At 61.8% G+C, this 24,804-nt stretch carries 19 protein-coding genes and 1 pseudogene; 9 read left to right on the top strand and 11 right to left on the bottom strand.

Annotated elements, in window-relative coordinates; all coding sequences use genetic code 11:
* The first annotated feature begins 6 nt into the window (after positions 1-6).
* From BLV45_RS02815 to BLV45_RS02830, 3 genes are all read left to right on the top strand, one after another.
* Entirely contained in the window at positions 7-285 is a 279-nt protein-coding gene (locus BLV45_RS02815) for an antitoxin of toxin-antitoxin stability system (RefSeq protein WP_090528660.1), read from the top strand.
* 599 nt (positions 286-884) lie between these two features.
* Positions 885-2,063, top strand: coding sequence for a hypothetical protein (locus tag BLV45_RS02825; protein WP_090528663.1), 1,179 nt, complete (start codon positions 885-887; stop codon positions 2,061-2,063).
* Positions 2,053-3,819 (top strand): ATP-binding protein, encoded by a 1,767-nt coding sequence (locus tag BLV45_RS02830; RefSeq protein ID WP_090528666.1) that lies wholly within the window; start codon positions 2,053-2,055, stop codon positions 3,817-3,819. Before BLV45_RS02825 ends, BLV45_RS02830 begins: the two co-directional genes overlap by 11 nt.
* 149 nt (positions 3,820-3,968) lie before the next feature.
* Here BLV45_RS02830 and BLV45_RS27770 read toward each other — a convergent pair.
* The 4 genes and pseudogenes from BLV45_RS27770 to hemL form a co-directional block, all read right to left on the bottom strand.
* A pseudogene (locus BLV45_RS27770) lies at positions 3,969-4,160 on the bottom strand (hypothetical protein).
* 314 nt (positions 4,161-4,474) lie between these two features.
* The gene (locus BLV45_RS02840; RefSeq protein ID WP_090528669.1) at positions 4,475-5,104 is read right to left on the bottom strand and encodes a riboflavin synthase; all 630 of its coding nucleotides are present in this window, start codon (positions 5,102-5,104) and stop codon (positions 4,475-4,477) included.
* A 23-nt stretch (positions 5,105-5,127) separates the two neighbouring features.
* Positions 5,128-6,276 (bottom strand): bifunctional diaminohydroxyphosphoribosylaminopyrimidine deaminase/5-amino-6-(5-phosphoribosylamino)uracil reductase RibD, encoded by a 1,149-nt coding sequence (ribD, locus tag BLV45_RS02845; RefSeq protein WP_090528672.1) that lies wholly within the window; start codon positions 6,274-6,276, stop codon positions 5,128-5,130.
* Between the two features lie 24 nt (positions 6,277-6,300).
* The gene (gene hemL / locus BLV45_RS02850) at positions 6,301-7,611 is read right to left on the bottom strand and encodes a glutamate-1-semialdehyde 2,1-aminomutase (RefSeq protein ID WP_090528674.1); all 1,311 of its coding nucleotides are present in this window, start codon (positions 7,609-7,611) and stop codon (positions 6,301-6,303) included.
* A 416-nt stretch (positions 7,612-8,027) separates the two neighbouring features.
* On the opposite strand from hemL, the gene BLV45_RS02855 reads away from it, so the two are divergent.
* Positions 8,028-9,251 (top strand): Bcr/CflA family multidrug efflux MFS transporter, encoded by a 1,224-nt coding sequence (locus tag BLV45_RS02855; RefSeq protein WP_090528677.1) that lies wholly within the window; start codon positions 8,028-8,030, stop codon positions 9,249-9,251.
* 66 nt (positions 9,252-9,317) lie between these two features.
* On the opposite strand, the gene BLV45_RS02860 is transcribed toward BLV45_RS02855, so the two are convergent.
* The 4 genes from BLV45_RS02860 to zwf form a co-directional block, all read right to left on the bottom strand.
* Positions 9,318-9,677 (bottom strand): helix-turn-helix domain-containing protein, encoded by a 360-nt coding sequence (locus tag BLV45_RS02860; protein WP_245753103.1) that lies wholly within the window; start codon positions 9,675-9,677, stop codon positions 9,318-9,320.
* A gap of 339 nt (positions 9,678-10,016) precedes the next feature.
* Complete coding sequence (locus BLV45_RS02865) at positions 10,017-11,936, bottom strand: bifunctional transcriptional regulator/glucokinase (protein ID WP_090528683.1); 1,920 nt, start codon at positions 11,934-11,936, stop codon at positions 10,017-10,019.
* The gene (gene pgl / locus BLV45_RS02870; protein WP_090528686.1) at positions 11,914-12,618 is read right to left on the bottom strand and encodes a 6-phosphogluconolactonase; all 705 of its coding nucleotides are present in this window, start codon (positions 12,616-12,618) and stop codon (positions 11,914-11,916) included. The genes BLV45_RS02865 and pgl overlap by 23 nt, the downstream gene beginning before the upstream one ends.
* 194 nt (positions 12,619-12,812) lie before the next feature.
* The gene (gene zwf / locus BLV45_RS02875) at positions 12,813-14,276 is read right to left on the bottom strand and encodes a glucose-6-phosphate dehydrogenase (protein ID WP_090528689.1); all 1,464 of its coding nucleotides are present in this window, start codon (positions 14,274-14,276) and stop codon (positions 12,813-12,815) included.
* Between the two features lie 516 nt (positions 14,277-14,792).
* Here zwf and BLV45_RS02880 point away from each other — a divergent pair.
* The 4 genes from BLV45_RS02880 to BLV45_RS02895 all read left to right on the top strand — a co-directional run bounded on the left by BLV45_RS02880 (position 14,793) and on the right by BLV45_RS02895 (position 19,281).
* The gene (locus tag BLV45_RS02880; protein WP_090528692.1) at positions 14,793-16,040 is read left to right on the top strand and encodes an ABC transporter substrate-binding protein; all 1,248 of its coding nucleotides are present in this window, start codon (positions 14,793-14,795) and stop codon (positions 16,038-16,040) included.
* A gap of 195 nt (positions 16,041-16,235) precedes the next feature.
* Positions 16,236-17,177, top strand: a complete 942-nt coding sequence (locus BLV45_RS02885; protein ID WP_090528695.1) for a carbohydrate ABC transporter permease — start codon at positions 16,236-16,238, stop codon at positions 17,175-17,177.
* A complete protein-coding gene (locus tag BLV45_RS02890; protein ID WP_090528698.1) occupies positions 17,167-18,024 on the top strand; it encodes a carbohydrate ABC transporter permease in 858 nt (285 codons plus the stop codon). The genes BLV45_RS02885 and BLV45_RS02890 overlap by 11 nt, the downstream gene beginning before the upstream one ends.
* Before the next feature lie 138 nt (positions 18,025-18,162).
* Positions 18,163-19,281 carry an ABC transporter ATP-binding protein gene (locus BLV45_RS02895; protein WP_090528702.1) on the top strand — a complete coding sequence of 373 codons (1,119 nt, stop codon included), beginning with the start codon at positions 18,163-18,165 and terminating at the stop codon, positions 19,279-19,281.
* Positions 19,282-19,429: 148 nt separating this feature from the next.
* Here BLV45_RS02895 and BLV45_RS02900 read toward each other — a convergent pair whose 3' ends face one another.
* The 3 genes from BLV45_RS02900 to trxB form a co-directional block, all read right to left on the bottom strand.
* Positions 19,430-20,050, bottom strand: coding sequence for a trimeric intracellular cation channel family protein (locus tag BLV45_RS02900; RefSeq protein WP_090528705.1), 621 nt, complete (start codon positions 20,048-20,050; stop codon positions 19,430-19,432).
* Between the two features lie 13 nt (positions 20,051-20,063).
* Positions 20,064-20,849 (bottom strand): Smr/MutS family protein, encoded by a 786-nt coding sequence (locus BLV45_RS02905; RefSeq protein ID WP_090528708.1) that lies wholly within the window; start codon positions 20,847-20,849, stop codon positions 20,064-20,066.
* Positions 20,850-21,035: 186 nt separating this feature from the next.
* A complete protein-coding gene (trxB, locus tag BLV45_RS02910; protein ID WP_090528711.1) occupies positions 21,036-22,037 on the bottom strand; it encodes a thioredoxin-disulfide reductase in 1,002 nt (333 codons plus the stop codon).
* Positions 22,038-22,373: 336 nt separating this feature from the next.
* Here trxB and BLV45_RS02915 point away from each other — a divergent pair, with 336 nt between their 5' ends.
* Positions 22,374-24,695, top strand: coding sequence for a DNA translocase FtsK (locus BLV45_RS02915; protein WP_090528714.1), 2,322 nt, complete (start codon positions 22,374-22,376; stop codon positions 24,693-24,695).
* Positions 24,696-24,804 lie beyond the last annotated feature (109 nt).

The following is a 24,804-nucleotide window of genomic DNA, read 5'->3' on the forward strand; positions in this document are numbered from 1 at the left end:
CAGCCCATGTCGAAAGAAGCCGTTTTTACGATGAAGCTCGAAGCTGAGTTGCGGGAGGAGTTCATGGCGGAAGCTGAAGCAATGCACCGGCCGGCCTCGCAGGTGTTGCGCGAATTGATGCGTGAGTTTGTGCAACGTCAACGCGCAGTTCGCAAATACGACGAGTTCCTGAACAGTAAGGTAGACGCCGCCCGCGCTTCGCTGCGGGCCGGGCGGGGTCGCTCGAGTGAAGAGGTCGAGGCCAGGTTTGCGAAACGGCGCGCAAGCGTCGCAAGCAAAGCATGAGGGTTGTCTGGACCCCGGAAGCCGAACAGGATCGGGATGACGTGTGGGAGTACATCGCGGCAGATAGCGTGTCTGCGCGTTGCGCGGATGGACGAATTGTTCAGCGCCGCTGCCGCGCAGCTGGCTGGGGGCGTCCTGGCAAGATCCCCGGGGCGGTTCAACGTGAGATTTTGGGCGCGTTTGATTGAATTGTTGTATCCGAAATGGGCGGGGCGTGTTCTATCCGAGGAACCCGAGGACGGTTGGGCGCTCGACTGGAGGATTGTTGGGGAGTTGAGGCGGAACCTTCGATCGTGATGCCTAATCCTTGGCGACGTTCTCCTGATCAGCGAGAAGTTCAGTCGACGGATGGGGCCCGTGACGTAATCGGCGCGCTTCGGGACGCGGCGAGGGACCGAGGTCGATCCGGTCACCCGGGTTTCTCGATTGCGGCGGAACGTTAGTCACCCTGCGGGCGGCGGCATAGACGCCCGGCCGATCACCATGCTCGCTTTCTTTGCTCCAACAGGACTTATAGCCAACACGCTGTTCAGCACGGGGGTGACATCAACCGTAATTGCTGGTAGCGTCTCCGCCTACAACCTGAAAAAAGTAACGAGATGGGCCGCTCGGCAGACTACACAATCCAGGGTTTCCTGTACCAGTTTAATCAGACACTCTCTGAGCTGCTGAAGGCGACGGATGACGCCGTGATTACTATCGAGGGCATTGTCGAAGACATCGAGGTGGCAAGCTTTGCCGGGACCAAAGCGATTCAGTGCAAATACCACGAGACGCAAGAAAACTACACGCCAAGCATTCTATATCACCCGTTGCTTCAGATGATGAAGCACTTCAAGTCCAATCCTGGCGCGAAGATACATTATCATTTATTTGCACACTTCCCCAATATTCCGGCGATTGGCATATCGGCGACGGAACTCAATGGTGCGCTCAAATCGAAAAACAAGGATTTGAAAGACTTGATCGCCGAAGTTGCTGGTGTTGATGTTGATGGTTTCCTGAAGGTATTTTCCATTTCTGTTACGCCGAAATACGATGAACTAATGGAGCAAAATGCTAGGCAGCTTGAGGCTCATGGCTTCAACAAGGGGGAGGTGGAAGCGCTATTTTATCCGAATGCCATTCAAATCATTGCCGATTTGAGTATCAAGCATGATGTAAAACTCAGAAAGATTACCAAGAAGGATTTTTTGGAGTGGTTGCGACGGATCAGATCCACAGCAGTATCGCAATGGACACTTGCACTGAAGACGCGACAGAAGGTCTTGGAAACGCGACGCAAGCAGCTTAAAGAGAACTTGAGTATGAACGTTCGTTTGCGTCACCTGGTCATATTTCCTGCGTTTTTGGGGCAGTTTGATGATCAGATCGTCCTCTTCATTAAATCGTTCATAGATAAATACCATTTCAAGATAACGCATACGCAAACGCCGCTTTTTGCACTGGATGTTGCGCAAGATGTTTTTGATGGAATTGCGGAGCGATTAATTGGGAAGGATGTGGTGCCAAATCACGGGCGGCCGGTAAAGACATTCTCTGAAGTTTATTTCTTCCGCGAACCGATGGTCCAGAAGGACAAAAAGGAATTTGCTCTGAGGTTAATTCGCTGGGGTGATTACAAGAATCTCGTATTCAAAACGAAGGCGGATGATTTTTTTGTTATTGGTGATGGAGACATCACGGGTGTAGATGTCAAGGACGTAAACCTTGAGATCCTTGGCGCTGAAAGGTTTGACGAAATCAAGTACATGATGGGGATGAGCAATGCCTATTAAGATTGGAGCTGTACTCTCGTGCGCGCCGGGAGCCATCATCGTTGCAGTGGATAACCTTGAAGTGTTCGAGAGAAACAAAGAGGCGTTGCAAGTTGGCCGCTTCTTGAGGATTGCGCAAGGCAATCTTGATTTCACAATTGCCACCATTCTGAACATTAAGGGCACAAACACCATTGGCTCCGATGGAAAGCCCATTTGGAGCTTTCAGATTGAGTGCCAAGCGATTGGCACCTTGGTTGAAGACAAGACGTTCGATCGTGGTAGTCTCCTTTTGCCGGTGCCAACTGAGCATGCATTCATTGCAGAAAGAGAGACTCTGGACAAGATGTTCTCAGCCGATAGCGATCACGATTTTCCGCTTGGCAAACTTTCAATGAACAAAACCATCGATCTGATGATCAATGGCAACAGGTTCTTCAGCAAGCATATTGCGATTGTCGGCTCGACCGGGTCCGGTAAGTCATGCACGGTCGCGAGCGTGCTGCAGGGTGTCGTTGGTATCGCCCAGCACAAAAATAGAAACAAGGGTAAGCAAAATAACTCGCATGTGGTGATATTCGACATTCACGACGAATACACCGCTGCGTTCACCCTTAAAGAAGAAGAGTCTTTCACTCTGAGTCGACTCGACATTGACTCTCTGCAACTTCCATACTGGTTGATGAATTCGGAAGAGCTGGAGAGCATGTTCATCGAGAGCAACGAGGCAAACTCTCATAATCAGGTTAGCCAGTTCAAGCACGCTGTTGTTTTGAACAAGGAAAAGCACAATCCGGGCGTTCAGGAGGTTACGTACGATACTCCGGTTTATTTCTCGATTAAGGAGGTCTACTACTTCATTGAAAACCTTAATCGCGAGGTTATCGGGCGGCTGGCCGGGGAAGACAAGCCTAAGCTGGTCGACGGAAGTTTAGTGTCCGACCGGAAGATCTATTTCGACAAGATCCACGATTTCGTTGCCAACTCCACCGCGGCTGCGACCAAAGCGACCAGTGGGCCATTCAACGGAGAGTTCAACAGGTTCGTTTCACGGTTGGAGGCGAAACTGGCCGACAAACGCCTCCGGTTCCTTTTGAACGCGAAGAAGGCTGACGGGCAGGCTCATGTTACTGCGGACTTTGAGACGCTGATGAAGCAGTTCATCGGTTACCTCGACAAGGCGAACGTTACCATTGTTGATTTGAGTGGCGTTCCTTTCGAGGTTCTCAGCATCACCGTCAGCCTGATCTCTCGCCTCATCTTCGACTTCTGCTTCCACTATTCCAAGCTTCAGCACGCCCAAGGCAAGCTCAACGACATCCCGGTCATGCTCGTTTGCGAGGAGGCGCACAACTACGTTCCACGGGACGACCACGTAGCCTATCGTGCGTCTCGAAAGTCCATCGAGCGGATCGCAAAGGAGGGGCGGAAATATGGCCTGAGCCTGATGGTCGTGAGCCAGCGGCCCTCGGAAGTGTCGGAGACGATATTCGCCCAGTGCAACAACTTCATCTCGCTGCGCCTGACGAACGACGCGGATCAGACTTACGTGCGGCGCCTCTTTCCCGACAACACCAACGCGATCACGGATATCCTGCCGAACCTGGCTCCGGGCGAGTGCGTGGTGGTCGGTGACGCCGTGCTGCTGCCGGCCGTGATAAAGATGCCGCTACCGGTCCCTGAACCACATTCGCAAAGCGTTGAGGTTCATAAGGAGTGGAAAGAACAATGGCGCGATATTGTCTTCGCGGAGGTCATCAAGCGCTGGCGAAAGTAAGAAGAATTGACTGCCCTGCGCTATCGACAGCTCAATTAGATAGTTGCTGGCATTGCCGCCTGGGCTAGTGTCCGCTTCTTGCCGGCTTAGGTCCGATGCGTATTTGGTAGTTGCGAGCGTTCTACTTGCCCGCTGGAGGTACGTGGCGTTCAGAGAATCCGAAGGTTCCGGATCTTGCCGATGGTTGGCGACCGGCTCAGGATCAGTTCAGTAATGTACTCTGGCAAGAGCGCGCGTAGGATGTTGGTGGGAATGCCGTCTACGAATTACGAAGGAACCTGAACGATGAATGCGTCAGGATCGTTTTTCAGACTGTGCTCGTAACTGACGCGGTAATCCATATGGTTATGCTGCGGCCTGCGGTGTGACGGATGGCTGATGTGGCGTTCGACTTGCAGCTTTTCAATGGCGAGCGGTATACGTAGGAAACCACTAAAATCTGCGAATGCTCCGCGCTGCCCGATCTCTGGGCGTCGCCACCGATCCCAATGCCGGCGCGGCAGACAACCGGTTTGGGGGCCACGGGGGGCGTTTTTCCGGAGGCGTGACGGTATACTTGACGCGGAAAACGACGGTATACCGTCACAATACCGTAGATTTAGCTGGATCTGGCAGGACGACCCTAGACGCTGATTTTCGAAAAAACGTAGTTATTTCAACGGCTTATGGTCGCCTGAGGCGCGCTGAGCATCCGCTCCACATACCGCGCGATCAGATCGATTTCCAGATTGACCTTCGAACCCGTGCGCAGGTTCTTGAGCGTCGTCACTTCGACGGTGTGCGGGATCAGGTTGATCGAAAATTCGCAGCCGTCGTCGCTATCCTTGACCGAGTTCACCGTCAGGCTCACGCCGTTCACGGTTACCGATCCCTTGAATGCCAGATAGCGGCCGATGTCGCGAGGCGCGCGTACGCGCAGTTCATGCGACTCGCCAACCGGCGCGAAATGCGTCACCGTACCGAGGCCATCGACGTGTCCCGAAACGATATGACCACCGAGGCGGTCATGCGCGCGCAACGCTTTCTCGAGATTCACTTCGCCCGGTTCACCCAGACCCGCGGTGCAATTCAGGCTTTCGCGCGACACGTCGACTTCGAACGAATGCGCGGTCTTCACGACCACCGTCATGCATGCGCCCTGAACGGTGATGCTGTCACCGAGCTGGACGTCGTCGAGATCGAGCGCGCCGGCTTCGATCTGGAGACGCACGCCCGCATCGCCATCGTTGCCGAGCGGCTTCACTGATTCAATGCGGCCCACGGCCGCGACGATTCCGGTAAACATCGTGCTGGTTCCTTTGCGTGTGTTCAATGCGAAGCGTCGGTGGCTTCGGGGGTGGCGGACGCCTCGGGCGGCGCGAAGCGCGCGAGAATCCGCAGGTCGTCGCCGATGCGATCGACGCCATGAAATCGAAGCTGCGTGCGTCCGGCGAGCGAGCTGGGCGCGACGAGGTTGAACATGCTCATCGAATCCATGCCGAGCAGGCTTGGCGCGAGATAGACCAGCAGCTCGTCGACGCAGCCTTCGCGCAGCAGCGAGCCGTTCAGCTTGTAGCCCGCCTCGACGTGCAGTTCGTTCACGCCGCGTTCGCCCAGCGCCTTCAGCATCGCGGGCAGGTCGACCTTGCCGCTCGCGTTGGCCATCTGCACGATCTCGGCGCCGCGCGCGCGCAGCGCCTCGGCGCGCTCCGCGTGACGCTCGTCGAGATTGCCGCAGAAGATCAACGTCGGTGCACCGGCCAGAATCTGCGCTTCCGGCGGCACGTCGAGCTGGCTGTCGATCAGCACGCGCCGCGGCTGGCGCGGCGTGTCGACGGCGCGCACGGTCATGCGCGGATTGTCTTCCTTCACCGTGCCGATGCCCGTGAGAATCGCCGAAGCACGCGCGCGCCACGCGTGACCGTCGGCGCGCGCGGCCTCGCCGGTGATCCACTGGCTTTCGCCGGATGGCAGGCCCGTGCGTCCATCGAGCGAAGCCGCGACTTTCATGCGAACCCACGGCCGGCCGCGCGTCATGCGCGACACGAAACCGATGTTCAGCTCGCGCGCTTCGTGTTCGAGCAGTCCGCAACGCACTTCGATACCGGCGTCGCGCAGCATGGAAAGACCGCGGCCCGACACCTGCGGATTCGGGTCTTCCATCGCGGCGATCACGCGCTCGACCTGCGCATCGATCAGCGCATTCGCACACGGCGGCGTGCGGCCGAAGTGACTGCACGGCTCCAGCGTCACATAGGCGGTGGCGCCGCGCAGGTCATGGCCGCGTGAGCGCGCATCCTTTAACGCGCGGATCTCGGCGTGGTCCTGACCGGCGGGCTGCGTGTAGCCTTCGCCGATCACCTCGTCGTTCTTGACCAGCACGCAGCCGACACGCGGATTCGGGTCGGTTGTGTACATCCCACGCCTAGCAAGCGCGAGTGCGCGTTCCATATGGACAAAATCGGTTTGCGAGAACATCGGCGACGGCCCGGGTAGAGGGGTTCAGGCCGCGAGCGCGGCAAACGCGCGGCGCGCGGCGGCAATCGTTTCGTCGATGATGGCGTTGTCGTGCGCAATCGACACGAAGCCCGCTTCATACGCCGACGGCGCGAAGTACACGCCCGCGTCGAGCATCTTGTGGAAGAACGCGTTAAAGCGCGGCACGTCGCTCTTCGTGACCTGCGCGAAGCTCGCGGGAATCGAATCAGTGAAGTAAAGACCAAACATGCCGCCGAGCGAATCGGCCGCGAACGGCACGCCGGCTTCGCGGGCTGCTTCGGCGAGACCCTTCGCGAGGCGCGACGTCTGCGCGGAAAGCGTCTCGTAGAAACCGGGCGCCTGGATGAGCTGCAGCGTCTTCAACCCGGCGGCGACGGCGATCGGGTTACCCGAGAGCGTGCCCGCCTGGTACACGCCACCGAGCGGTGCGAGGTGAGCCATGATGTCGCGGCGTCCGCCGAACGCGGCCGCCGGCATGCCGCCGCCGATCACTTTGCCAAGACACGTGAGGTCCGGCGTGATGCCATACACCTCCTGCGCGCCGCCGAGTGCGACGCGGAACCCGCACATCACTTCGTCGAAAATCAGCACGGTGCCGTATTCGGTACACAGGCGGCGCAACGCGGCGAGGAATTCAGGTGTCGCGCGCACGAGGTTCATGTTGCCCGCAACCGGCTCGACGATCACCGAGGCGATTTCGCTGCCGAACGCCTTGAACGCCTCCTCGAGTTCCGCGACGTTGTTGTATTCGAGCACGGTGGTGTGCTTCGCGATATCGGCCGGCACGCCCGCCGAAGTCGGGTTGCCGAACGTCAGCAGACCGGAACCCGCCTTCACGAGCAGGCTGTCCGCGTGGCCGTGATAGCAGCCTTCGAACTTGACGATGCGGCTGCGGTTCGTGAAGCCGCGCGCGAGACGCAACGCGCTCATCGTCGCTTCGGTGCCGCTCGACACCATGCGGACCTGTTCGATCGAGGGCACCAGCTTGCAGATTTCCTCGGCGATTTCGACTTCGGATTCGGTCGGCGCGCCAAACGAGAAACCCTTTGCCAGCACGCGTTGCACGGCTTCGAGCACTTCCGGATGCACGTGACCCAGGATCATCGGCCCCCACGAGCCGATGTAGTCGATGTAGCGCTGGCCGTCGGCGTCCCAGAAATACGCGCCTTGTGCGCGCTCGATGAAACGCGGCGTGCCGCCGACTGAACGGAACGCGCGCACGGGTGAATTGACGCCACCCGGGATGGTGCGCTGGGCGCGTTCGAAGAGTGCCTGGCTGCGAGGTGTGCTGGAAGTGCTGGAGGTGCTGGACATGAACGTTGGACCTGCTGAAAGTGATCTGCCTGAGCGTGTGTACGCGCGATTCGCGCACGGAAGAGCGGCGGTATGCCCGTCGATGCTGGCGTCGCGGCGGCTGGATGGTGACGAAATTGTACCGGAGTCGCGTCGTTCAGGCCGGGCGTGGCACGCGCTCCCGTCAGCGTCAGGCAGCGTGAGCCTTGCGCTTCGACGAACGCGCGGGATACGTTGACGCAAACGCCGACGCCCTGGCCGGCAGGAAAAGCACGGTAACCGTTCCCCGGCGCCGGCTGAAAACCGTGATCCGGCGGGCCGCCGGAAGGGACGGAGCGCGAACGGTGCTTTTAAGCGTCGCGTACAATGCGCAGACCCCAACCCCGTCGTTCCGGCCGCTCGCTGATTGCGATGGCGGGCGCCTCATCTGGATTTCCATGTCTCTCGCGGCCAGAAGCCGGCCCGATCGCCGGCTGATTCTGTTGCTCGGTGCGCTTGCCGCATGCGGGCCCATTTCCATCGACATGTACCTGCCGAGCCTGCCGTCGATCGCGCAGGCGTTTGCCGTCAGCGCGGGCGCCGCGCAGTCGACCCTGACGAGCTTCATGTTCGGCTTTTCGATCGGCATGCTGCTGTACGGCCCGCTGTCGGATTCGTTCGGACGCCGGCCGGTGCTGCTCGGCGGCATCGTGATGTACGCGCTCGCGAGCGCCGTCTGCGCGCTGTCGTTCTCGATCGGCTCGCTGATGATGTTCCGTTTCGTCCAGGCGCTCGGCGCGGGTGCGGCATCCGTGCTGGCGCGCGCGATCGCCCGGGATGCGCACGAACCCACCGAAGCCGCCCGCGTGCTGTCGATGCTCGCCATCGTCACGTCGATCGGGCCGCTGCTCGCGCCGCTGATCGGCGGACAGTTACTGCTGCTGGGCGGCTGGCGCGTCGTGTTCGTCGCGCTGACGATGTTCGGCGCGGTCTGCGCGGTGACGGCGTTCCTGCGCGTGCCGGAAACATGGCCGCGTGAGAAGCGCGCGGGTTCGGCGGTGCTGCAGTCGTTCGCGGCGTACGGCAAGCTGCTGCGCGATCCGGTCGCGTGGGGACACATGCTGTGCGGCGGCATGGCGTTCGCCTCGATGTTCGCGTACATCACCGCGACGCCGTTCGTGTACATCGAATACTTCCACGTCTCGGCGCAACACTACGGCTTTCTGTTCGGCCTGAACATCATCGGCATCATGTTCGGCAATTTCATGAACACGCGGATGGTCGGCCGGCACGGCCCGATGCCGATGATCTCGGTGGCCGCGGCCATCAGTTGCGGCGCGTCGTTTTTCGTCGCGCTGGTGTGCCTGACGGGGTGGGGCGGCTTGTGGTCGATCGTCGCCGGGCTGTTTTTCGTGGTCGGCGTGGTCGGGCTGCTGTCGGCCAACTGCACGACCGAACTGATGCACCGCTATCCGCGTAACGCGGGCGCCGCCGCCGCTGTGTTCGGCGCCGTGCAGCTCGCGCTCGGCGCGCTCGCGAGTCTCGCGGTCGGGCTCTGGCAGGACGGAACGCCCACGGGCATGGGTGCGACGATCGGCGTGGCCGGGCTGCTGTGCCTGCTTGGCCGCTGGCTCGTGCTGCGCTGGCACGACCGGCCGTTGCCCGGTGTGAGCGCGGTTTGATGTGGGTAGCCAGCGTGACGAGTCGGCATCGCGTTACTTTTCAACAGGGCAAGTTGGCGCGAATAGCTAGAAATTGAGTTCGTCGCGCTCGGCGGCGCTCATCTCGCGAACCCGGGATTTGCGCTCGCGCGCCGCCAGTGCCGCCAGCGCTGGGTCTTTTTCCGAATACAGGATCTCGAGTGACGTGCCGGGTGCGATGGCGTCCAGATACCGCAGCACCTGACCGATGGCAAGACCGGGATCCCCGTGTTCGAGGCGGTACGCGGTGTTGCGCGACAGGCCGGCGCGCAACGCCGCGTCGATCTGTTTGACGCCGCGCGCGATGCGCAGGCGCGCGAGCAGTTTCCCGAGGTGCCTGCTCTGTTCGAGGAGGGGCGGCGAGAGACTGGAAGCCTGGGTGACCTTCATGTTCGTTAAAACGCTCATTACGAGCCTAATGCTCGATATATCGAGCATATTGGATCATCAAGCATCTCGTGTCAAATTTTCGCTCATGGGATCATGCTCGTTAAATCGATCATTATCAACTTAATGCTCGATTTAACGAGCATTCAAACCTGGAAACACAGACGAGTTGCCGACCCCGCATGGCCGGAAATGAGGCGGCTCCCCGTGCCCCACCGATATCTCCCGCAAAAAAAAATCCCCCGAAACCATTCAGTTTCGAGGGATTCAGGTAATCGGCCCCGGCTCTCCCACACCTTTGCGGAACGGCTAGCCCGACGAGACCGGCGCTTCTTTACATCAGAGCGCGACGGATAAAACTCAGTCTCTTGCCGAAGACGCCGCGCCGTGGCTCAACCAGTCGAGCACGGCAGTCGAATCGTCGTCGGCGCGCTCGCGCACGCGGGTGACGGCTTCGCTCACCTCAGGGCTCGGCATCGCGCGACGGATCGCCACGCCCACCGCCAGGATGTCGATCATCACGAGGTGCAGGATGCGCGAGATCATCGAAAGCTGCGATTCGCGGATTTCGATGTGATCGGTTTCCAGCGCGACGGTCGCGCGCTTCGCCAGCGGCGTGTTGCTCGACGTGATCGCGATCACCTGCGCGCCGGCCTGCATCGCAACGTCGAGCACGCGCAGCAGTTCGGGCGCACGTCCCGACTTCGACACGGCCACGATCACGTCGCCCTTGCCGAGCAGCGCGGCCGAAGCAGCCTGCATGTACAGGTCGCCGTACGCGATGGTCGGAATGCCGAAGCGGAAGAACTTGTAGTGCGCGTCCTGCGCGACGATGTTCGAATTGCCGAGGCCGTAGAACTCGATGCGCCGCGCGCCGTTCAGCAGATCGATCGCCCGCTCGACGTGTTCGAAGTTCAGATGCTCGCGCAACTGCAGGATCGCCGACACCGTGTTGTCGAGCACCTTCGCGCCGAAGTCGGTCGCGGTGTCGCCGAGATGCACCTGGCTGTGGCTCACGGGAATCGTGCCGGTCAGGCCCGTCGCGAGCTTCAGCTTGAAATCGGACAGCCCCTGACAGCCGAGCGAACGGCAGAAGCGGATCACCGTCGGCTGGCTCACGTCGGCCTTGCGCGCGATGTCGACGATCGGATCGTTGATGATCGAACGAGGATGATTCAGCGCGAGATCCGCGACGCGGCGCTCAGCCGGCGTCAACGCATCGCGCATCTGGCGGATCCGCTCGAACACCGCCGACGAACTGCCGCCCGCGCGGTTCGACAACTGTTCCGCGAGAATCGCCGACACGCCGAGGAACGCCGGATACTGCGCCGTGATCACATACGTCGGCACGTTCGCGAGGTACGCCTCGAAGCGGCCTTTCGCCTCGAAGCGCTTGCGGAACGACGACTTCGCGAAGAATTCGCCAAGCCGCGGCACGACGCCGCCGCCGATATAGATGCCGCCGAGCGCGCCGAGCGTCACCGCGATATTGCCGGCGAAGGTGCCGAGAATGCCGCAGAAGCAGTCGACGGATTCGAGCGCGAGTGGCTCATTTTCCTCGAGCGCGCGCCGGACGATTTCCGGCACGTCCACACTGGCCGCCACGCGTTTCTTGTCGCGACCCGCGAGTGCGCGGTAGATCACTTCGAGGCCCGGGCCCGCGGCCACGCGCTCGAACGACACATGCGACCACTTCTTGCGCGCGTATTGCAGCACGATGTCTTCGCGTTCGTCCGCGGGCGCGAACGTCGCGTGGCCGCCTTCGCTGCCAAGCGCGATCCAGCGGTCGTCGGCGGGAATCAGGCCCGACACGCCCATGCCCGTGCCCGGGCCGAGCAGCCCGATCACGCTGTTCGGACGGCGCGCGCCGCCGCCGACCTGCACGCGTTGCGCGTCGGTCAGGCCCGGCAGGGCCATCGCGAGCGCGGTGAAGTCGTTGACGACCAGCAGCGTATCGAAGCCGAGCGTGCGGCGCGTCGCTTCGATCGAAAACGTCCAGTCGTGGTTGGTCATGCTGACCTGGTCGCCGTCGACCGGGTTCGCAATCGCAATCGCCGCATGATTCACGCGGCCGATTTTCGTGTCCTTCAGATACTTCTTGATGACTTCGGCGACGCCCGGGTATTCCGCGCACGGATACACGAGCACCTGGGTGATTTCACCGGGACCGGTTTCAAGCGCGAAACGCGCGTTGGTGCCGCCGATGTCCGCGAGCAGCCTCGGTCCGTCGGCGTGCTGGCCCGCGCCCGGGACAGCCTTAGTTTGCACACCAGTAGACATCGAGTCTCACTCCCTTGTCGTTTGCCAGCTTCGAGATGGCATTTTTTTGTGGCGCAGCGGCGGCCTGTTGCAGCACCTCCAGCTTGCGCGGTCCAGCGATCAGCAGATACAGATGCCCGACCTGTTTCAGCGCGGAAAGCGACCAGCTCACGCGCGCATGCGGCGCGCTGCCCGGATGCACGGCGACGAAACGTTCGTGCGTCGTGATCGCGTGGTCCCACTCGGGCGCGTCGGCGAAGATCGAGGCCGTATGGCCGTCTTCGCCCATGCCGAGGATCACGACGTCCGGCACGCGGCGCAGCGCGTCGGCGTTCAGCGCGGCGACGTGGGCGTCGAGCGTCTGCGTGGTGTCGACGAGCGGCCAGAACGCGGCGGCCGCCGCGGCGTTGCGCAGCAGGGTCTCATGCGCGAGCCGCGAATTACTGGCGGCGTCGGTTTCGGGTACCCAGCGGTCGTCGACCAGCGTCACGTCGACGTGCGCCCAGTCGAAAGGGCAGGTCGACAATGTCTGCAGAAACGGACGCGGACTGGCGCCGCCGGATACTGCAAGCGTTGCCCTGCGCGCGCCAGGTCGGGACGCGTTTGACTGCGCGGTGAGGGACGCATGTAACGCGTCGCCCACCGCTTTCGCCAGCGCGCCGGATTGGGCTTGCTGGTCGTCGAAAGCGTGAAGCTCGATCACTTCTCCTCCATGCTGCTTTCTTGTAGGTTTGCGGGGTGCAAGCCAGCCGTTTTTCCGCCGGTGCGCGACACGCGATGTGCCGCGCCGCAAAGCGGAGACCAGATACGACGGCCGGCCCGATACTGCCCAAAATGCGGCGTTGCAACGCTCAGGGGTACGCGTACCTGCGCGTACCCCTGAGCGCTAATGCGACGTCAGTTCTCTTCTTCCAGCCAGCACGTGCCATGCTGCGCGAGCATCGCGCTCGACGCCGCCGGTCCCCACGTGCCAGCCGCGTACGGCTTGGGCGGCCTGTTCGAGCTGCTCCACTCGTTCAGGATAGGCTCAACCCAGCGCCATGCGGCTTCCTGTTCATCGCGACGCACGAACAGCGCGAGGCGACCGTTGATCACGTCGAGCAGCAGACGTTGATACGCCTCCATCTGGCCTTCGCGGAAGAACTGGTCGAACGCGAGATCCAGGTGGACGCTGGCGAGGTTCATGCCTTCGCCCGGCTGCTTCGCAAGGCAATACAGACGGATCGTTTCGTTCGGCTGCAGCCGGATCACGAGACGGTTCGCGCCCGGACGCAACGCCGGCGAACCCAGCGCCGAGTGCGGCACCGGCCTGAAGTTCACGACGATTTCCGCGACGCGGTCCGCCAGCCGCTTGCCGGTGCGCAGGAAAAACGGCACGCCGGCCCAGCGCCAGTTCTCGATTTCCACCTTGAGCGCAACGAACGTTTCCGTCGTGCTGTCCGCTTTCACGCCGGGTTCGGTCGCGTATCCCGGCACCGGCGTTCCGCGGATCCCGCCCGCATGATACTGGCCGCGCACGGCAACCTTGCCGATATCGCGTTCATCGACCGGTTTGAGCGCGCGCAGCACGCGCAGCTTTTCGTCGCGGACCGAGTCCGAATCCATCGAATGCGGCGGCTCCATCGCGACGATGGAAAGCAGCTGCAGCAAATGGTTCTGCACCATGTCGCGCAACGCGCCGGTGTTGTCGTAGAAGTCGCCGCGCGCCTCGACGCCCAGCTCTTCCGCGATCGTGATCTGGATGCTCTCGACCCATTCGCGGCGCCACAGCGGCTCGAAGAGCGCATTGCCGAACCGCAGCGCCAGCAGGTTCTGCACCGGCTCCTTGCCGAGGTAATGGTCGATGCGGTAGATCTGTTCTTCCGCGAAGATCTCGCCGACGGCATCGTTGATCGCGTTCGACGAACGCAGATCATAGCCAAGCGGCTTCTCGAGCACGATGCGGGCGTTTTCGTTCAGGCCGACCGAAGCGAGCGCACGACAGATCGGCACGAAGAGCGACGGGCCCGTCGCGAGATAGAACACGCGGATGCCGGGCAGGCCGCTCACGGCATCGCGCAGCAGCGCGAAGTCTTCGGGCTTGCCGAGATCGAGCTTCACGTAGTCGATGCGCTTGAGGAAGCTCGCCCATGCGGCTTCGTCGAGGCCGTTCTTCGAGACGTGCGACTTGACGTTTTCGTTGACCCACTGCAGGTAACCGTCACGGTCTTCCGCGTGACGCGCGACCGCCACGATCCTGCCGCTTTCGGCCAGCATGCCGCCTGCACGGTGTGCTTCATACAGTGCAGGCAGGATTTTGCGCATCGACAGATCGCCGGTTCCGCCGAAGAGAACGAAGGTGAAGCTTGAGTCGGTTTGCATGAGTCTCCGTCGATGTCCAGGAGGTCGCCGGTGAGGCCAAACGGGGCGACCGTAGTCCGATAAAATTTTTTTTGACACTGAATTGTAGTTTAACTACAATCCAAATCAAGAGGTAACGCTAATTCGATAAAAAAAGCGTGCGCTGCTAGAGAGATGCGCGTTTTCCCGAATGAGCGAAGCGTCCTTGCATGCTAACGGACATCGCGCTTCTGCATCGGCCGGCCGGGTTGACCGGGTGGCTTGCAGCAGCGGATGTCCGAAATCTTGCGCGGTCCGCCCTCGAGTCTGCAGCGCGCCACAGCGGGCAGGCAAAAATCAAAAGAGGAGACAGTCAGTTGCATCCCGAACCACTCATCTTGTGAGCGTCCAGCGGCCGGATACCGGCGCGCCGGCGATGTATGGATACATCGGCCGCCCGACGTTCGACCGCCCGGTTTTGCCTGTTTGACCAAACCACCGCACCCTGTTCTTGCAGGGGCATTCGTTTTTTGTTCAGGTGTCTGGAGGAGATAAGCAATGAAATTTCGCGCGATCATGGGCGCTCTGTGCGCCGCAGGTCTGTTGTGTGGCGTGTCGGCAGTTCAGGCGGCCGAGTCGATCGAAGTCCTGCACTGGTGGACGTCGGGCGGCGAATCGAAAGCCGTGGGCGTCCTGAAGGACGACATGACGAAGGAAGGTTACACGTGGAAGGACTTCGCGGTTGCTGGCGGCGCGGGTGCGGCTGCCATGACGGCACTCAAGACGCAGGTGATTTCGGGTAACGCGCCGAGCGCCGCCCAGATCAAGGGCCCGCTGATCCAGGAATGGGCAGCCCAGGGCGTGCTGGTGCCGATCGACGCGTCGGCTGGCGACTGGAAGAAGAACCTGCCGCCGGAAATCGACAAGATCATGCACGCTGACGGTCATTACGTGGCCGCGCCGTTCTCGGTGCATCGCGTGAACTGGCTGTACATCAACAAGGCCGCACTGGACAAGGCCGGCGGCAAGGCGCCGACCACGTGGCCCGAGTTCTTCGCGCTGGCCGACAAGATGAAGGCCGCCGGCATCCAGCCGATCGCAATGGGTGGCCAGCCGTGGCAGGACCTGACGCTGTGGGAAGACGTCGTGCTGTCGCAGGGCGCGGACTTCTACAAGAAGGCGCTGGTCGATCTCGACGAGAAGACGCTCACCTCGGACAAGATGCTTAGCGTGTTCGACACGGTTCGCAAGATCCAGGGCTACTTCGACGCGGGCCGCACGGGCCGTGACTGGAACCTGGCAACGGCGATGGTCATCAACGGCAAGGCCGGCATGCAGTTCATGGGCGACTGGGCGAAGGGCGAATTCGCCAACGCCGGCAAGAAGTCGGGTGTCGACTACGTTTGCGCCGCCGTGCCGGGTACGGAAAAGGCGTACACGTTCAACGTCGACTCGTTCGTGTTCTTCCAGCAGAAGGGCCAGAAGTCGGCCACGCCGGGTCAGCTCGCGCTCGCGAAGACGATCATGTCGCCGGGCTTCCAGGAGCAGTTCAGCCTGTACAAGGGTTCCATCCCGGTTCGCCTCGGCGTGTCGATGGACAAGTTCGACGACTGCGCGAAGAAGTCGTACGCGGATGAACAGGTTGCGATCAAGTCGGGCGGCTATGTGCCTTCGCTGGCACACGGCATGGCTCAACCGGACGCAGCAGCAGGCGCGATCTCGGACGTCGTGACGAAGTTCATGAACTCGCAGGAAGATTCGAAGACCGCGGTGGCAGCGCTCGCGAAGGCAGCAAAGACGAAGTAAGCGAAGTAAGCGTAGTGACGTGTCCGGCGCCTGTCCACGCAGGTGCCGGACACCTCCGCGGGTTCTTTCAGCAGCATCGCAGCACGTTGTTCGAGTGCCTTGAATGCTTCACCGAGAGTCACACCTTTGCCTGCCCGGCATCGCGCGTTTCGTGCGTGACGTAACCGGCGGCATCGTTTCAGCAGGAGTCGAGTAGTGACTGCTTCTATCAGCGGAAACGGGAAAAAGACGGCTTCCGTCACCCGCCGCACGTCGCCGATGGCGGCGCTGGCCGATCGCTATATCCCGAAGCTGGTGCTCGCACCCAGCGTCCTGATCAGCCTTGTGTTCGTCTACGGTTTTATTCTGGTTACCGGCTATCTGTCGCTGTCCAATTCGCGACTGATGCCAAGCTACGCTTTCGTCGGTCTCGACCGCTATCGTGAACTGTTCCAGAACGACGTGTTCTGGACGTCGGCCGCCAACCTCGGCTGGTTTGGCATTCCGTTCATCGGTATCTGTATTGGTCTCGGTCTTTTCCTCGCCATCCTGCTCGACCAGCAGATCCGCAACGAAGGCGCGCTGCGCGCCGTGTTCCTGTACCCGATGGCGCTGTCGTTCATCGTGACCGGCACCGCGTGGCAATGGATCATGACGCCGAGCATCGGCCTCGAAAAGGTGTTCCACGACTGGGGCTGGACGAGCTTCTCGTTTGGCTGGCTGGGCGATCCCGACAAGGCGATTTTCTGCATCGTGGTGGCGGCCGTGTGGCAATCCACCGGTTTCGTGATGGCGCTCTTCCTCGCCGGTTTGCGCGGCGTGGATAGCGAAATCTTCAAGGCCGCGCAGATGGACGGCGCGGGCCTGCCCACCATCTACCGCAAGATCGTGATTCCGAGCATGCGTCCGGTGTTTTTCTCCGTGCTGCTGATTCTCTGCCACATCACGATCAAGACGTTCGACCTCGTCGTTGCGTTGACGGCCGGTGGTCCGGGGACGTCTTCGTCGTTGCCGGCTATTTTCATGTACACGTTTTCGTTCAACCGCGGGCAACTGGGCGTCGGCGCCGCATCGTCGATCATGATGCTCGCGGCCGTCGTCGCCGTGCTCGTGCCGCTGATGTATCTGGAATCGAGGAGCACGCGTAATGCAGCCTAAGATGACGATCAGCCGTGCCGTCATTTACGCGGCCCTGATTCTGTTTGCCCTGTATTTCCTGTTTCCGCTGTACGTGATGCTGTCGACGTCGTTCAAGGACATCGACCAGCTGCGCAGCGGCAACCTGCTCACGCCGCCCACGCACTGGACGGTCGCGCCCTGGATCAAGGCATGGAGCGGCGCGTGTACCGGCGTGCGATGCGACGGCATGCAACCGTTCTTCATGAACTCCGTGCGCATGGTGATTCCGGCCGTGCTGATCTCGTCGATCATCGGCGCGTTCAATGGTTATGTGCTGACGCACTGGCGCTTCCGTGGCGCGGATCCGATCTTCACGATGCTGCTGGTCGGCTGTTTCATTCCGTTCCAGGCGATCCTGCTGCCGATGGCGCGTTTCGAGGGCATGCTCGGCCTGTCGAATACGACGACCGGTCTGGTGGTCGTTCACGTGATCTACGGTATCGCGTTCACGACGATGTTCTTCCGCAACTTCTACGTCAGCATTCCGGCTGAACTCGTGAAGGCGGCGCGCATCGACGGTGCGGGATTCTTCACGATCTTCACGAAGATCCTGCTGCCGGTTTCGCTGCCGATCTTCATGGTCTGCCTGATCTGGCAATTCACGCAGATCTGGAATGACTTCCTGTTCGGTATCGTGTTCTCCGGTGTCGATTCGATGCCGATCACGGTGGCGCTGAACAACCTCGTGAACACGTCGACGGGCGTGAAGGAATACAACGTCGACATGGCCGGCGCGATTATCGCCGCGCTGCCCACGTTGCTCATCTACATCATCGCCGGCCGCTATTTTGTGCGCGGTCTGACGGCAGGTGCGGTGAAGGGCTGACCGCCCCGACTCAATACATGCCGCCGGCGCGTGGTTTCGCGGCGCGGGCGGCCCGAACAGGGCATCCTGCCGGCGCAGGGCATAGTGACCGGCCGGCGGGTGTACAGGACGCAGTACAGAGACAAGAGGATTCACAGCATGGCAAGCCTTTCCATCCGTGACGTGTACAAGACCTACCCGAACGGGGTGCCGGTTCTGAAGGGTGTCGACATCGACATCGAAGACGGCCAGTTCCTGATTCTGGTGGGCGGCTCCGGCTGCGGGAAATCGACGCTGCTCAACATGATCGCCGGCCTCGAGACCGTGACGAAGGGCGAGATCCAGATCGACGGCAAGACGGTGAACAACCTGTCGCCGAAAGATCGCGACATCGCGATGGTGTTCCAGTCGTACGCGCTGTATCCGTCGATGACGGTGCGCGAGAACATTTCGTTCGGCCTGAACATCCGCAAGGTGCCGAAGACCGAGCAGAAGCAGATCGTCGAGCGCGTGGCGAATACGCTGCAGATCACGCACCTGCTGGATCGCAAGCCGGGCCAGCTGTCTGGCGGCCAGCGTCAGCGCGTGGCAATGGGGCGTGCGCTGGCGCGCGATCCGGTGATGTTCCTGTTCGACGAACCGCTGTCGAACCTGGATGCGAAGCTGCGGATCGAGATGCGCTCGGAAATCAAGCTGCTGCATCAACGTCTGGGCACGACGATCGTCTACGTGACGCACGATCAGATCGAGGCGATGACGCTGGGCGACCGGATCGCGGTGATGAAGGATGGCGTGGTGCAGCAGTTTGGCGCGCCGCAGGATATCTATGATTCGCCGTCGAACCTGTTCGTTGCCGGCTTTATCGGCGCGCCGCCGATGAACTTCATTCAGGGCAAGGTGGTTGAAGCGGGTTCGGGTGTCGGCATCGAGCTGGATACGGGTGTTGCGCGTGGCGTGCTGAATCTGCCGTTCGATTCGGGCAAGGTTAAATCGCACGTCGGACGCGAGGTGATTCTGGGCCTGCGTCCCGAGCGTATTACCGACGCGCGCAGCGCGCATAACGTCGAAGGCGGGAAGCTGCAGCCCATCGAAGTCAAGGTCGATGTGATCGAGCCTACCGGGCCGGATACGCTGGTGTTTGCGCAGGTTAACGGCAAGCGGATCGTGAGCCGCGTGCATCCGGCTTCGAACCCGCAGCCGCTGACGAATGCGACGCTGCTGTTCGATGTTTCGAAGGCTGTTCTGTTTGATCCTTCGAATGAAGAGCGGATTGCCTGATCGGCTGACGGTCGCTATTCGACGTTTTTCGCGAGAAGTGAGTGCAACCCCGATGCGTTCCAGGGCGCATTGGGGTTTTTTGTTTCTGGTTTCTGGTCAAAAGGGCGGATGGTTCAGCTCATGCGGGCGCGGTGTGGGCCTGCCTGCCTCAATGCGGCAACCGCACATCCAGCTTGAACGTCACAAGCCGTGCGACGAGAATGAACGCGGTGCCGATCAGCACGCTATAAACCGTATCGAAGTTCATGTAGTCGAGCAGCACATAGATCCAGCATCCTACGAACGCACACGTGGCGTAAGGCCTCGAATCGCGCAGGATCAACGGAACCTCGTTACACAGCACGTCGCGAATCACGCCGCCGAAAACGCCGGTCAACACACCCATCATCACCGACGTGAACCACGGCATCTGCGCGTCCAGCGCGAGCGACGTTCCCGAGACGCTGAAGAGTCCCAGTCCGATCGCGTCCGCCACCAGCAGCACGCGCTCGGAAATCACCCGCGAGATTGCCCGAAACGTCACCGGCGCAAACAGCGACATCACGAAAATCACCAGCACGTAGTTCTGGTGCTCGACCCAGTAAAACGGGCGTCTTTCCAGCAGCACGTCTCGTATCGTCCCGCCGCCGAACGCAGTCGCCAGCGCCACCAGAAACGTCCCTACCGCGTCGAGACGGCGCGTCCTCGCTTCGATAAACCCGGAAATTGAATACGCCATGATCGCGATCGCCTCCATGATGGCGAGTGCGAGCGTGAGCCTCGGATGCATCAATGACGCTCCATCATGGTTTGAGCTGGTCGGGATGATAGTGATGGGCGGCCACGGCGCCCGGCTGCAGCAGCACGAGCACCGCGCCCGCGCCGCCGTCGTGCGGACGTGCCTGACAGAACGCGATCACTTCCGATTTCTGGACGAGCCACGCACGCACCTTTCCCTTCAGCACCGGCTCCTTGCCGACCGAGCCGAGACCCTTGCCATGAATCACGCGCAGACAGCGCAACCCGCGCTTCACCGATTCGCGGATGAATTCGGCGAGCGCCTCGCGCGCCTCCTCACGGCGCATTCCATGCAGATCGAGTTGCGCCTGCACGATCCACGCACCGCGCCTTAACTTGCGCACGACTTCCCGGCTCACGCCCGGCCGGCAGTAGGACAGCGTCTCGTCGGTCTCGAGCAGCACCTCGGGATCGTATTCGTCGGAGATCGCTTCGTGCAGGACGGCTTCCTCGTCGAGCTTCGTCTGCACGGGCAGCGGAAGCGGCGGGTTGCGCGGCAGCGTGGCGCGCGGCGGCACGGCAAGCGGCGCCACCGATCCGATCTCGCGGCGGAACAGGTCGGCATCGGCGGAGGCCTCGCGCTTCGCCTGCGCGGCTTCGGCACGCGCCCGCTCGCGCTTTTGCGTGTCGACCTTCAACGCGTCGCGCAATGCGCCGAGGCCGGCCAGCCCGGCAGCAGGGTCGAGCAGCGGCTTTCTGGACGCGTCCGGCGCCTGCTCCGCACGCGGCGCGGCGGCAGGGGCGGAACGGGGGCGTTTCGGTTCGCTGGGATGGGGCAGATTTTTCGGCATGACGGTATGGCGCGCGGCAGGTGCGGTTAAGTCATCATCGTACGATGCCTCCACTACGGGGCGCATCGCGAGGCGTTCGCAACAGACATGCAATTGACGCCAGCAGGCACGCGCCAGATGCAAAAAGGGCCGCGTGCCTCGCGGCCGCGGCCCTTGATCTGCGTCGGGTGGCGCCCTGACGCTATTTTACCGGTCTGCTTCGGCGCTCATTACATGTTCGCCGATCGCTTCGTCATGAAGCGTTTCCAGATAACGCTGCGCATCGAGTGCCGCCATGCAGCCCGTGCCGGCGCTGGTGATGGCCTGACGGTACACGTGATCCTGCACGTCGCCGGCGGCGAACACGCCCGGCACGCTCGTGCCCGTCGCATTGCCTGAGAGGCCGCCGTTCGTGATGATGTAGCCGTTCTTCATCTCCAGCTGGCCCGCGAAGATGTCCGTGTTCGGCTTGTGACCGATCGCGACGAAGAGACCCTGCAGGTCGAGGTCGGTCGTTTCGCCGGTCTTCGTGTTCTTGATGCGCAGGCCGTTCACGCCGCCTTCGTTGCCTTTCACTTCGTCGAGCATGTGGTTCCACTTGATGTCGACGATGCCTTCCTTCTGCTTTTCCAGCAGACGGTCGATCAGGATCGGCTCGGCGCGGAACTTGTCGCGACGGTGGATGACGGTGACCTTCTGCGCGATGCCGGCCAGATACAGCGCTTCTTCAACGGCCGTATTGCCGCCGCCGACGACGGCAACGTGCTGCTGCTTGTAGAAAAAGCCGTCGCACGTGGCGCAGGCGGACACGCCGCGGCCCATGAACAGCTCTTCGGAAGGCAGCCCGAGATACTGCGCCGACGCGCCGGTCGCGATGATCAGCGAGTCGCACGTGTATTCGCCCGAATCGCCGATCAGGCGAATCGGCTTTTCGTCGAGCTTTGCCGTGTGAATGTGATCGAAGATGATTTCGGTGTTGAAGCGCTCTGCGTGCTCCAGAAAGCGCTGCATCAGCTCCGGACCCTGCACGCCGTTCGCGTCGGCGGGCCAGTTTTCGACGTCGGTCGTGGTCATCAGCTGGCCGCCCTGGGCCAGACCCGTGACGAGCACCGGCGAAAGATTGGCGCGCGCAGCGTAGACAGCGGCGGTGTAACCGGCGGGGCCGGAACCGAGAATCAGAACCTTGGCGTGTTTCGTGGGTGCGGGCATGATCGAAATCCGTAAAAAGCGTCTGGCTCGCCTGTGCGATGCCGGATGACTTGTGTCGAAACAGTAGATGGGTGTTCGTCCGGCATTATAAAGGGCGGGGCCTCTCGCCGCTTCATGAAGCTTTGCGATTGGTTCGATAGTGTTCCGGATGTTTTTGCCGGATTTGGGCGATCTACGGCGATTTTCCGGCCGTTGCGGCCGGTGAACAGCCGCGGGCGGCGGTTACCGTCATTTACAGCCGTGGGCGTAACAGTGCGTTTACAATAGGCCGCATCGAATGAACGGTGGCCGGGCGTCTCCGGCAACCCGTTCCGGGCCGCACACGCTACAGGATCAATGGCAAAAGCTACCTATTCCGCGAACGCGCAGGCATTGCCGCATCGCATGTCGCGCCTCTTCACCGAAATCCGCTGGATCTTGCAGGTCGCGCTCGGCGTTTTCCTGCTCATGGCGCTCGTCAGCTATACCCGGCGCGATCCCAGCTGGACCCACGCCGCGCAGGTCGACCACATCGCGAACTGGGCCGGCCGCGTCGGCGCCTGGACGTCCGATATCCTGCTGCTCCTCTTCGGTTTGTCCGCGTACTGGTGGGTTGTCCTGCTCGCGCGGCGCATTTCCGCCAACTATCGCCGCATCACCCGGCACGATGCCATCGACGAAGACGCGCCGCGCGACAACAGCTGGCTCGCCGAAGCGTTTGCCTTCGTGCTGGTGCTGCTCGCCAGCGAAGGCATCGCAGCGCTGCGCATGTGGTCGCTCAAGGTGCAGTTGCCACGCCAGCACATGCCGGGCGGCGTGATCGGCGAAGCGGTCGCGCATGGCGTCTCGCACGCGCTCGGCTTCACGGGCGGCACGCTCGCGCTCCTGATCGTGCTCGCGATCGGGCTGTCGCTGTATTTCCGTTTTTCGTGGCTGTCGGTGTGCGAGCGCGTCGGCGAGTCGATCATTTCGGCGGTGACGTTCGCGAAGCTGCGCCGCGAAGCGGGCCGCGACCGCAAGCTCGGCGAAGCGGCGGCCGTCAAACGCGAAGGCAAGGTGGAGCAGGGCCGCGTGCGCATCGAGGAACACGAGCCGGTGATGATCGTGCCGCCGGTGGTGAAGCCGGAGAAATCGGAGCGCGTCGAGAAAGAGCGCCAGGTGCCGCTTTTCACCGACCTGCCGGGCGATTCCACGTTGCCGCCGATTTCGCTGCTCGACCCGGCGCCCGCCATGCAGGAAACCATTTCCGCCGATACGCTCGAATTCACGTCGCGGCTCATCGAAAAGAAGCTGAAGGATTTCGGCGTCGATGTGAGCGTGGTCGCGGCGTATCCGGGCCCGGTCGTCACGCGTTACGAAATCGAACCGGCCACGGGCGTGAAGGGCAGCCAGATCGTCGGTCTCGCGAAGGATCTGGCGCGTTCGCTGTCGCTCGTGTCGATCCGGGTGGTCGAGACGATTCCGGGCAAGAATTTCATGGCGCTGGAGTTGCCGAACCAGCGCCGCCAGACGGTGACGCTCTCCGAGATTCTCGGCTCCGCCGTCTATGCGGACGCGGCCTCGCCGCTCACGATGGGCCTCGGCAAGGACATCGGCGGCAAGCCGGTGTGCGCCGATCTCGCGAAGATGCCTCACCTGCTGGTGGCCGGCACGACGGGTTCCGGCAAGTCGGTCGGGATCAACGCGATGATCCTGTCGCTGCTGTACAAGGCGAACGCCGACCAGGTCCGCATGATCCTGATCGATCCGAAGATGCTCGAAATGAGCGTCTACGAAGGCATTCCGCATCTGCTGTGTCCGGTGGTCACGGATATGCGCCAGGCCGGCCACGCGCTGAACTGGGCGGTCGCCGAAATGGAGCGCCGCTACAAGCTGATGAGCAAGCTCGGCGTGCGTAACCTCGCCGGCTACAACAACAAGATCGACGAAGCGACGAAGCGCGAGGAAAAGATCCCGAATCCGTTCAGCCTCACGCCGGACGACGCGGAACCGCTGACGCGCCTGCCGAACATCGTCGTCGTGATCGACGAACTCGCCGACCTGATGATGGTGGTCGGCAAGAAGGTCGAGGAACTGATCGCGCGGATCGCGCAGAAGGCGCGCGCGGCCGGTATTCACCTGATTCTCGCGACGCAGCGTCCTTCCGTCGACGTCATCACTGGCCTCATCAAGGCCAACGTGCCGACGCGGATGGCGTTCCAGGTGTCGTCGAAGATCGACTCGCGCACGATTCTCGACCAGCAGGGCGCGGAGTCGCTGCTCGGCATGGGTGACATGCTGTATCTGCCGCCGGGAAGCGGTTTGCCGGTGCGCGTGCATGGCGCGTTCGTATCGGACGAAGAAGTGCATCGCGTCGTCGACAAGCTCAAGGAGCAGGGCGAGCCGAACTATATCGAAGGCATCCTTGAGGGCGGCGTGCTGGGCGAGGGCGACGAAGGTTCCGCCGGTGCGGCGGGAACCGGCGCGGGCGGTGGCGAGTCGGACCCGCTTTACGATCAGGCCGTCGAGATCGTCACCAAAAACCGTCGCGCGTCGATTTCGCTGGTGCAGCGGCATCTGCGCATCGGCTACAACCGCGCCGCGCGGCTCCTCGAACAGATGGAGCAGTCGGGCATCGTCTCGGCGATGTCGTCGAACGGCAATCGCGAGATTCTCGTGCCGGTGCGCGAGGCCGATTGAGCCGGTTCGATGGCCGGGATCCGGCTGGCAACGACCAATAAGCGGCGCTCGCATGACGTGCGTCGTGCCACCGATGCCAGTCCGGAAACTGGTCGCCGTCGCGGCGATG

This window comes from Paraburkholderia sartisoli (assembly GCF_900107685.1).
Classification (GTDB): Bacteria; Pseudomonadota; Gammaproteobacteria; order Burkholderiales; family Burkholderiaceae; genus Paraburkholderia; species Paraburkholderia sartisoli.

Bases quoted from the DNA above. Each gene is read 5' to 3' on its own strand.
- BLV45_RS02815 (WP_090528660.1), top strand. From the start codon at position 7: ATGTCGAAAGAAGCCGTTTTTACGATGAAGCTCGAAGCTGAGTTGCGG.
- BLV45_RS02825 (WP_090528663.1), top strand. From the start codon at position 885: ATGGGCCGCTCGGCAGACTACACAATCCAGGGTTTCCTGTACCAGTTT.
- BLV45_RS02830 (WP_090528666.1), top strand. From the start codon at position 2,053: ATGCCTATTAAGATTGGAGCTGTACTCTCGTGCGCGCCGGGAGCCATC.
- BLV45_RS02840 (WP_090528669.1), bottom strand. From the start codon at position 5,104: ATGTTTACCGGAATCGTCGCGGCCGTGGGCCGCATTGAATCAGTGAAG.
- ribD (WP_090528672.1), bottom strand. From the start codon at position 6,276: ATGTTCTCGCAAACCGATTTTGTCCATATGGAACGCGCACTCGCGCTT.
- hemL (WP_090528674.1), bottom strand. From the start codon at position 7,611: ATGTCCAGCACCTCCAGCACTTCCAGCACACCTCGCAGCCAGGCACTC.
- BLV45_RS02855 (WP_090528677.1), top strand. From the start codon at position 8,028: ATGTCTCTCGCGGCCAGAAGCCGGCCCGATCGCCGGCTGATTCTGTTG.
- BLV45_RS02860 (WP_245753103.1), bottom strand. From the start codon at position 9,677: ATGAGCGTTTTAACGAACATGAAGGTCACCCAGGCTTCCAGTCTCTCG.
- BLV45_RS02865 (WP_090528683.1), bottom strand. From the start codon at position 11,936: ATGTCTACTGGTGTGCAAACTAAGGCTGTCCCGGGCGCGGGCCAGCAC.
- zwf (WP_090528689.1), bottom strand. From the start codon at position 14,276: ATGCAAACCGACTCAAGCTTCACCTTCGTTCTCTTCGGCGGAACCGGC.
- BLV45_RS02880 (WP_090528692.1), top strand. From the start codon at position 14,793: ATGAAATTTCGCGCGATCATGGGCGCTCTGTGCGCCGCAGGTCTGTTG.
- BLV45_RS02890 (WP_090528698.1), top strand. From the start codon at position 17,167: ATGCAGCCTAAGATGACGATCAGCCGTGCCGTCATTTACGCGGCCCTG.
- BLV45_RS02895 (WP_090528702.1), top strand. From the start codon at position 18,163: ATGGCAAGCCTTTCCATCCGTGACGTGTACAAGACCTACCCGAACGGG.
- BLV45_RS02900 (WP_090528705.1), bottom strand. From the start codon at position 20,050: ATGCATCCGAGGCTCACGCTCGCACTCGCCATCATGGAGGCGATCGCG.
- BLV45_RS02905 (WP_090528708.1), bottom strand. From the start codon at position 20,849: ATGCCGAAAAATCTGCCCCATCCCAGCGAACCGAAACGCCCCCGTTCC.
- trxB (WP_090528711.1), bottom strand. From the start codon at position 22,037: ATGCCCGCACCCACGAAACACGCCAAGGTTCTGATTCTCGGTTCCGGC.
- BLV45_RS02915 (WP_090528714.1), top strand. From the start codon at position 22,374: ATGGCAAAAGCTACCTATTCCGCGAACGCGCAGGCATTGCCGCATCGC.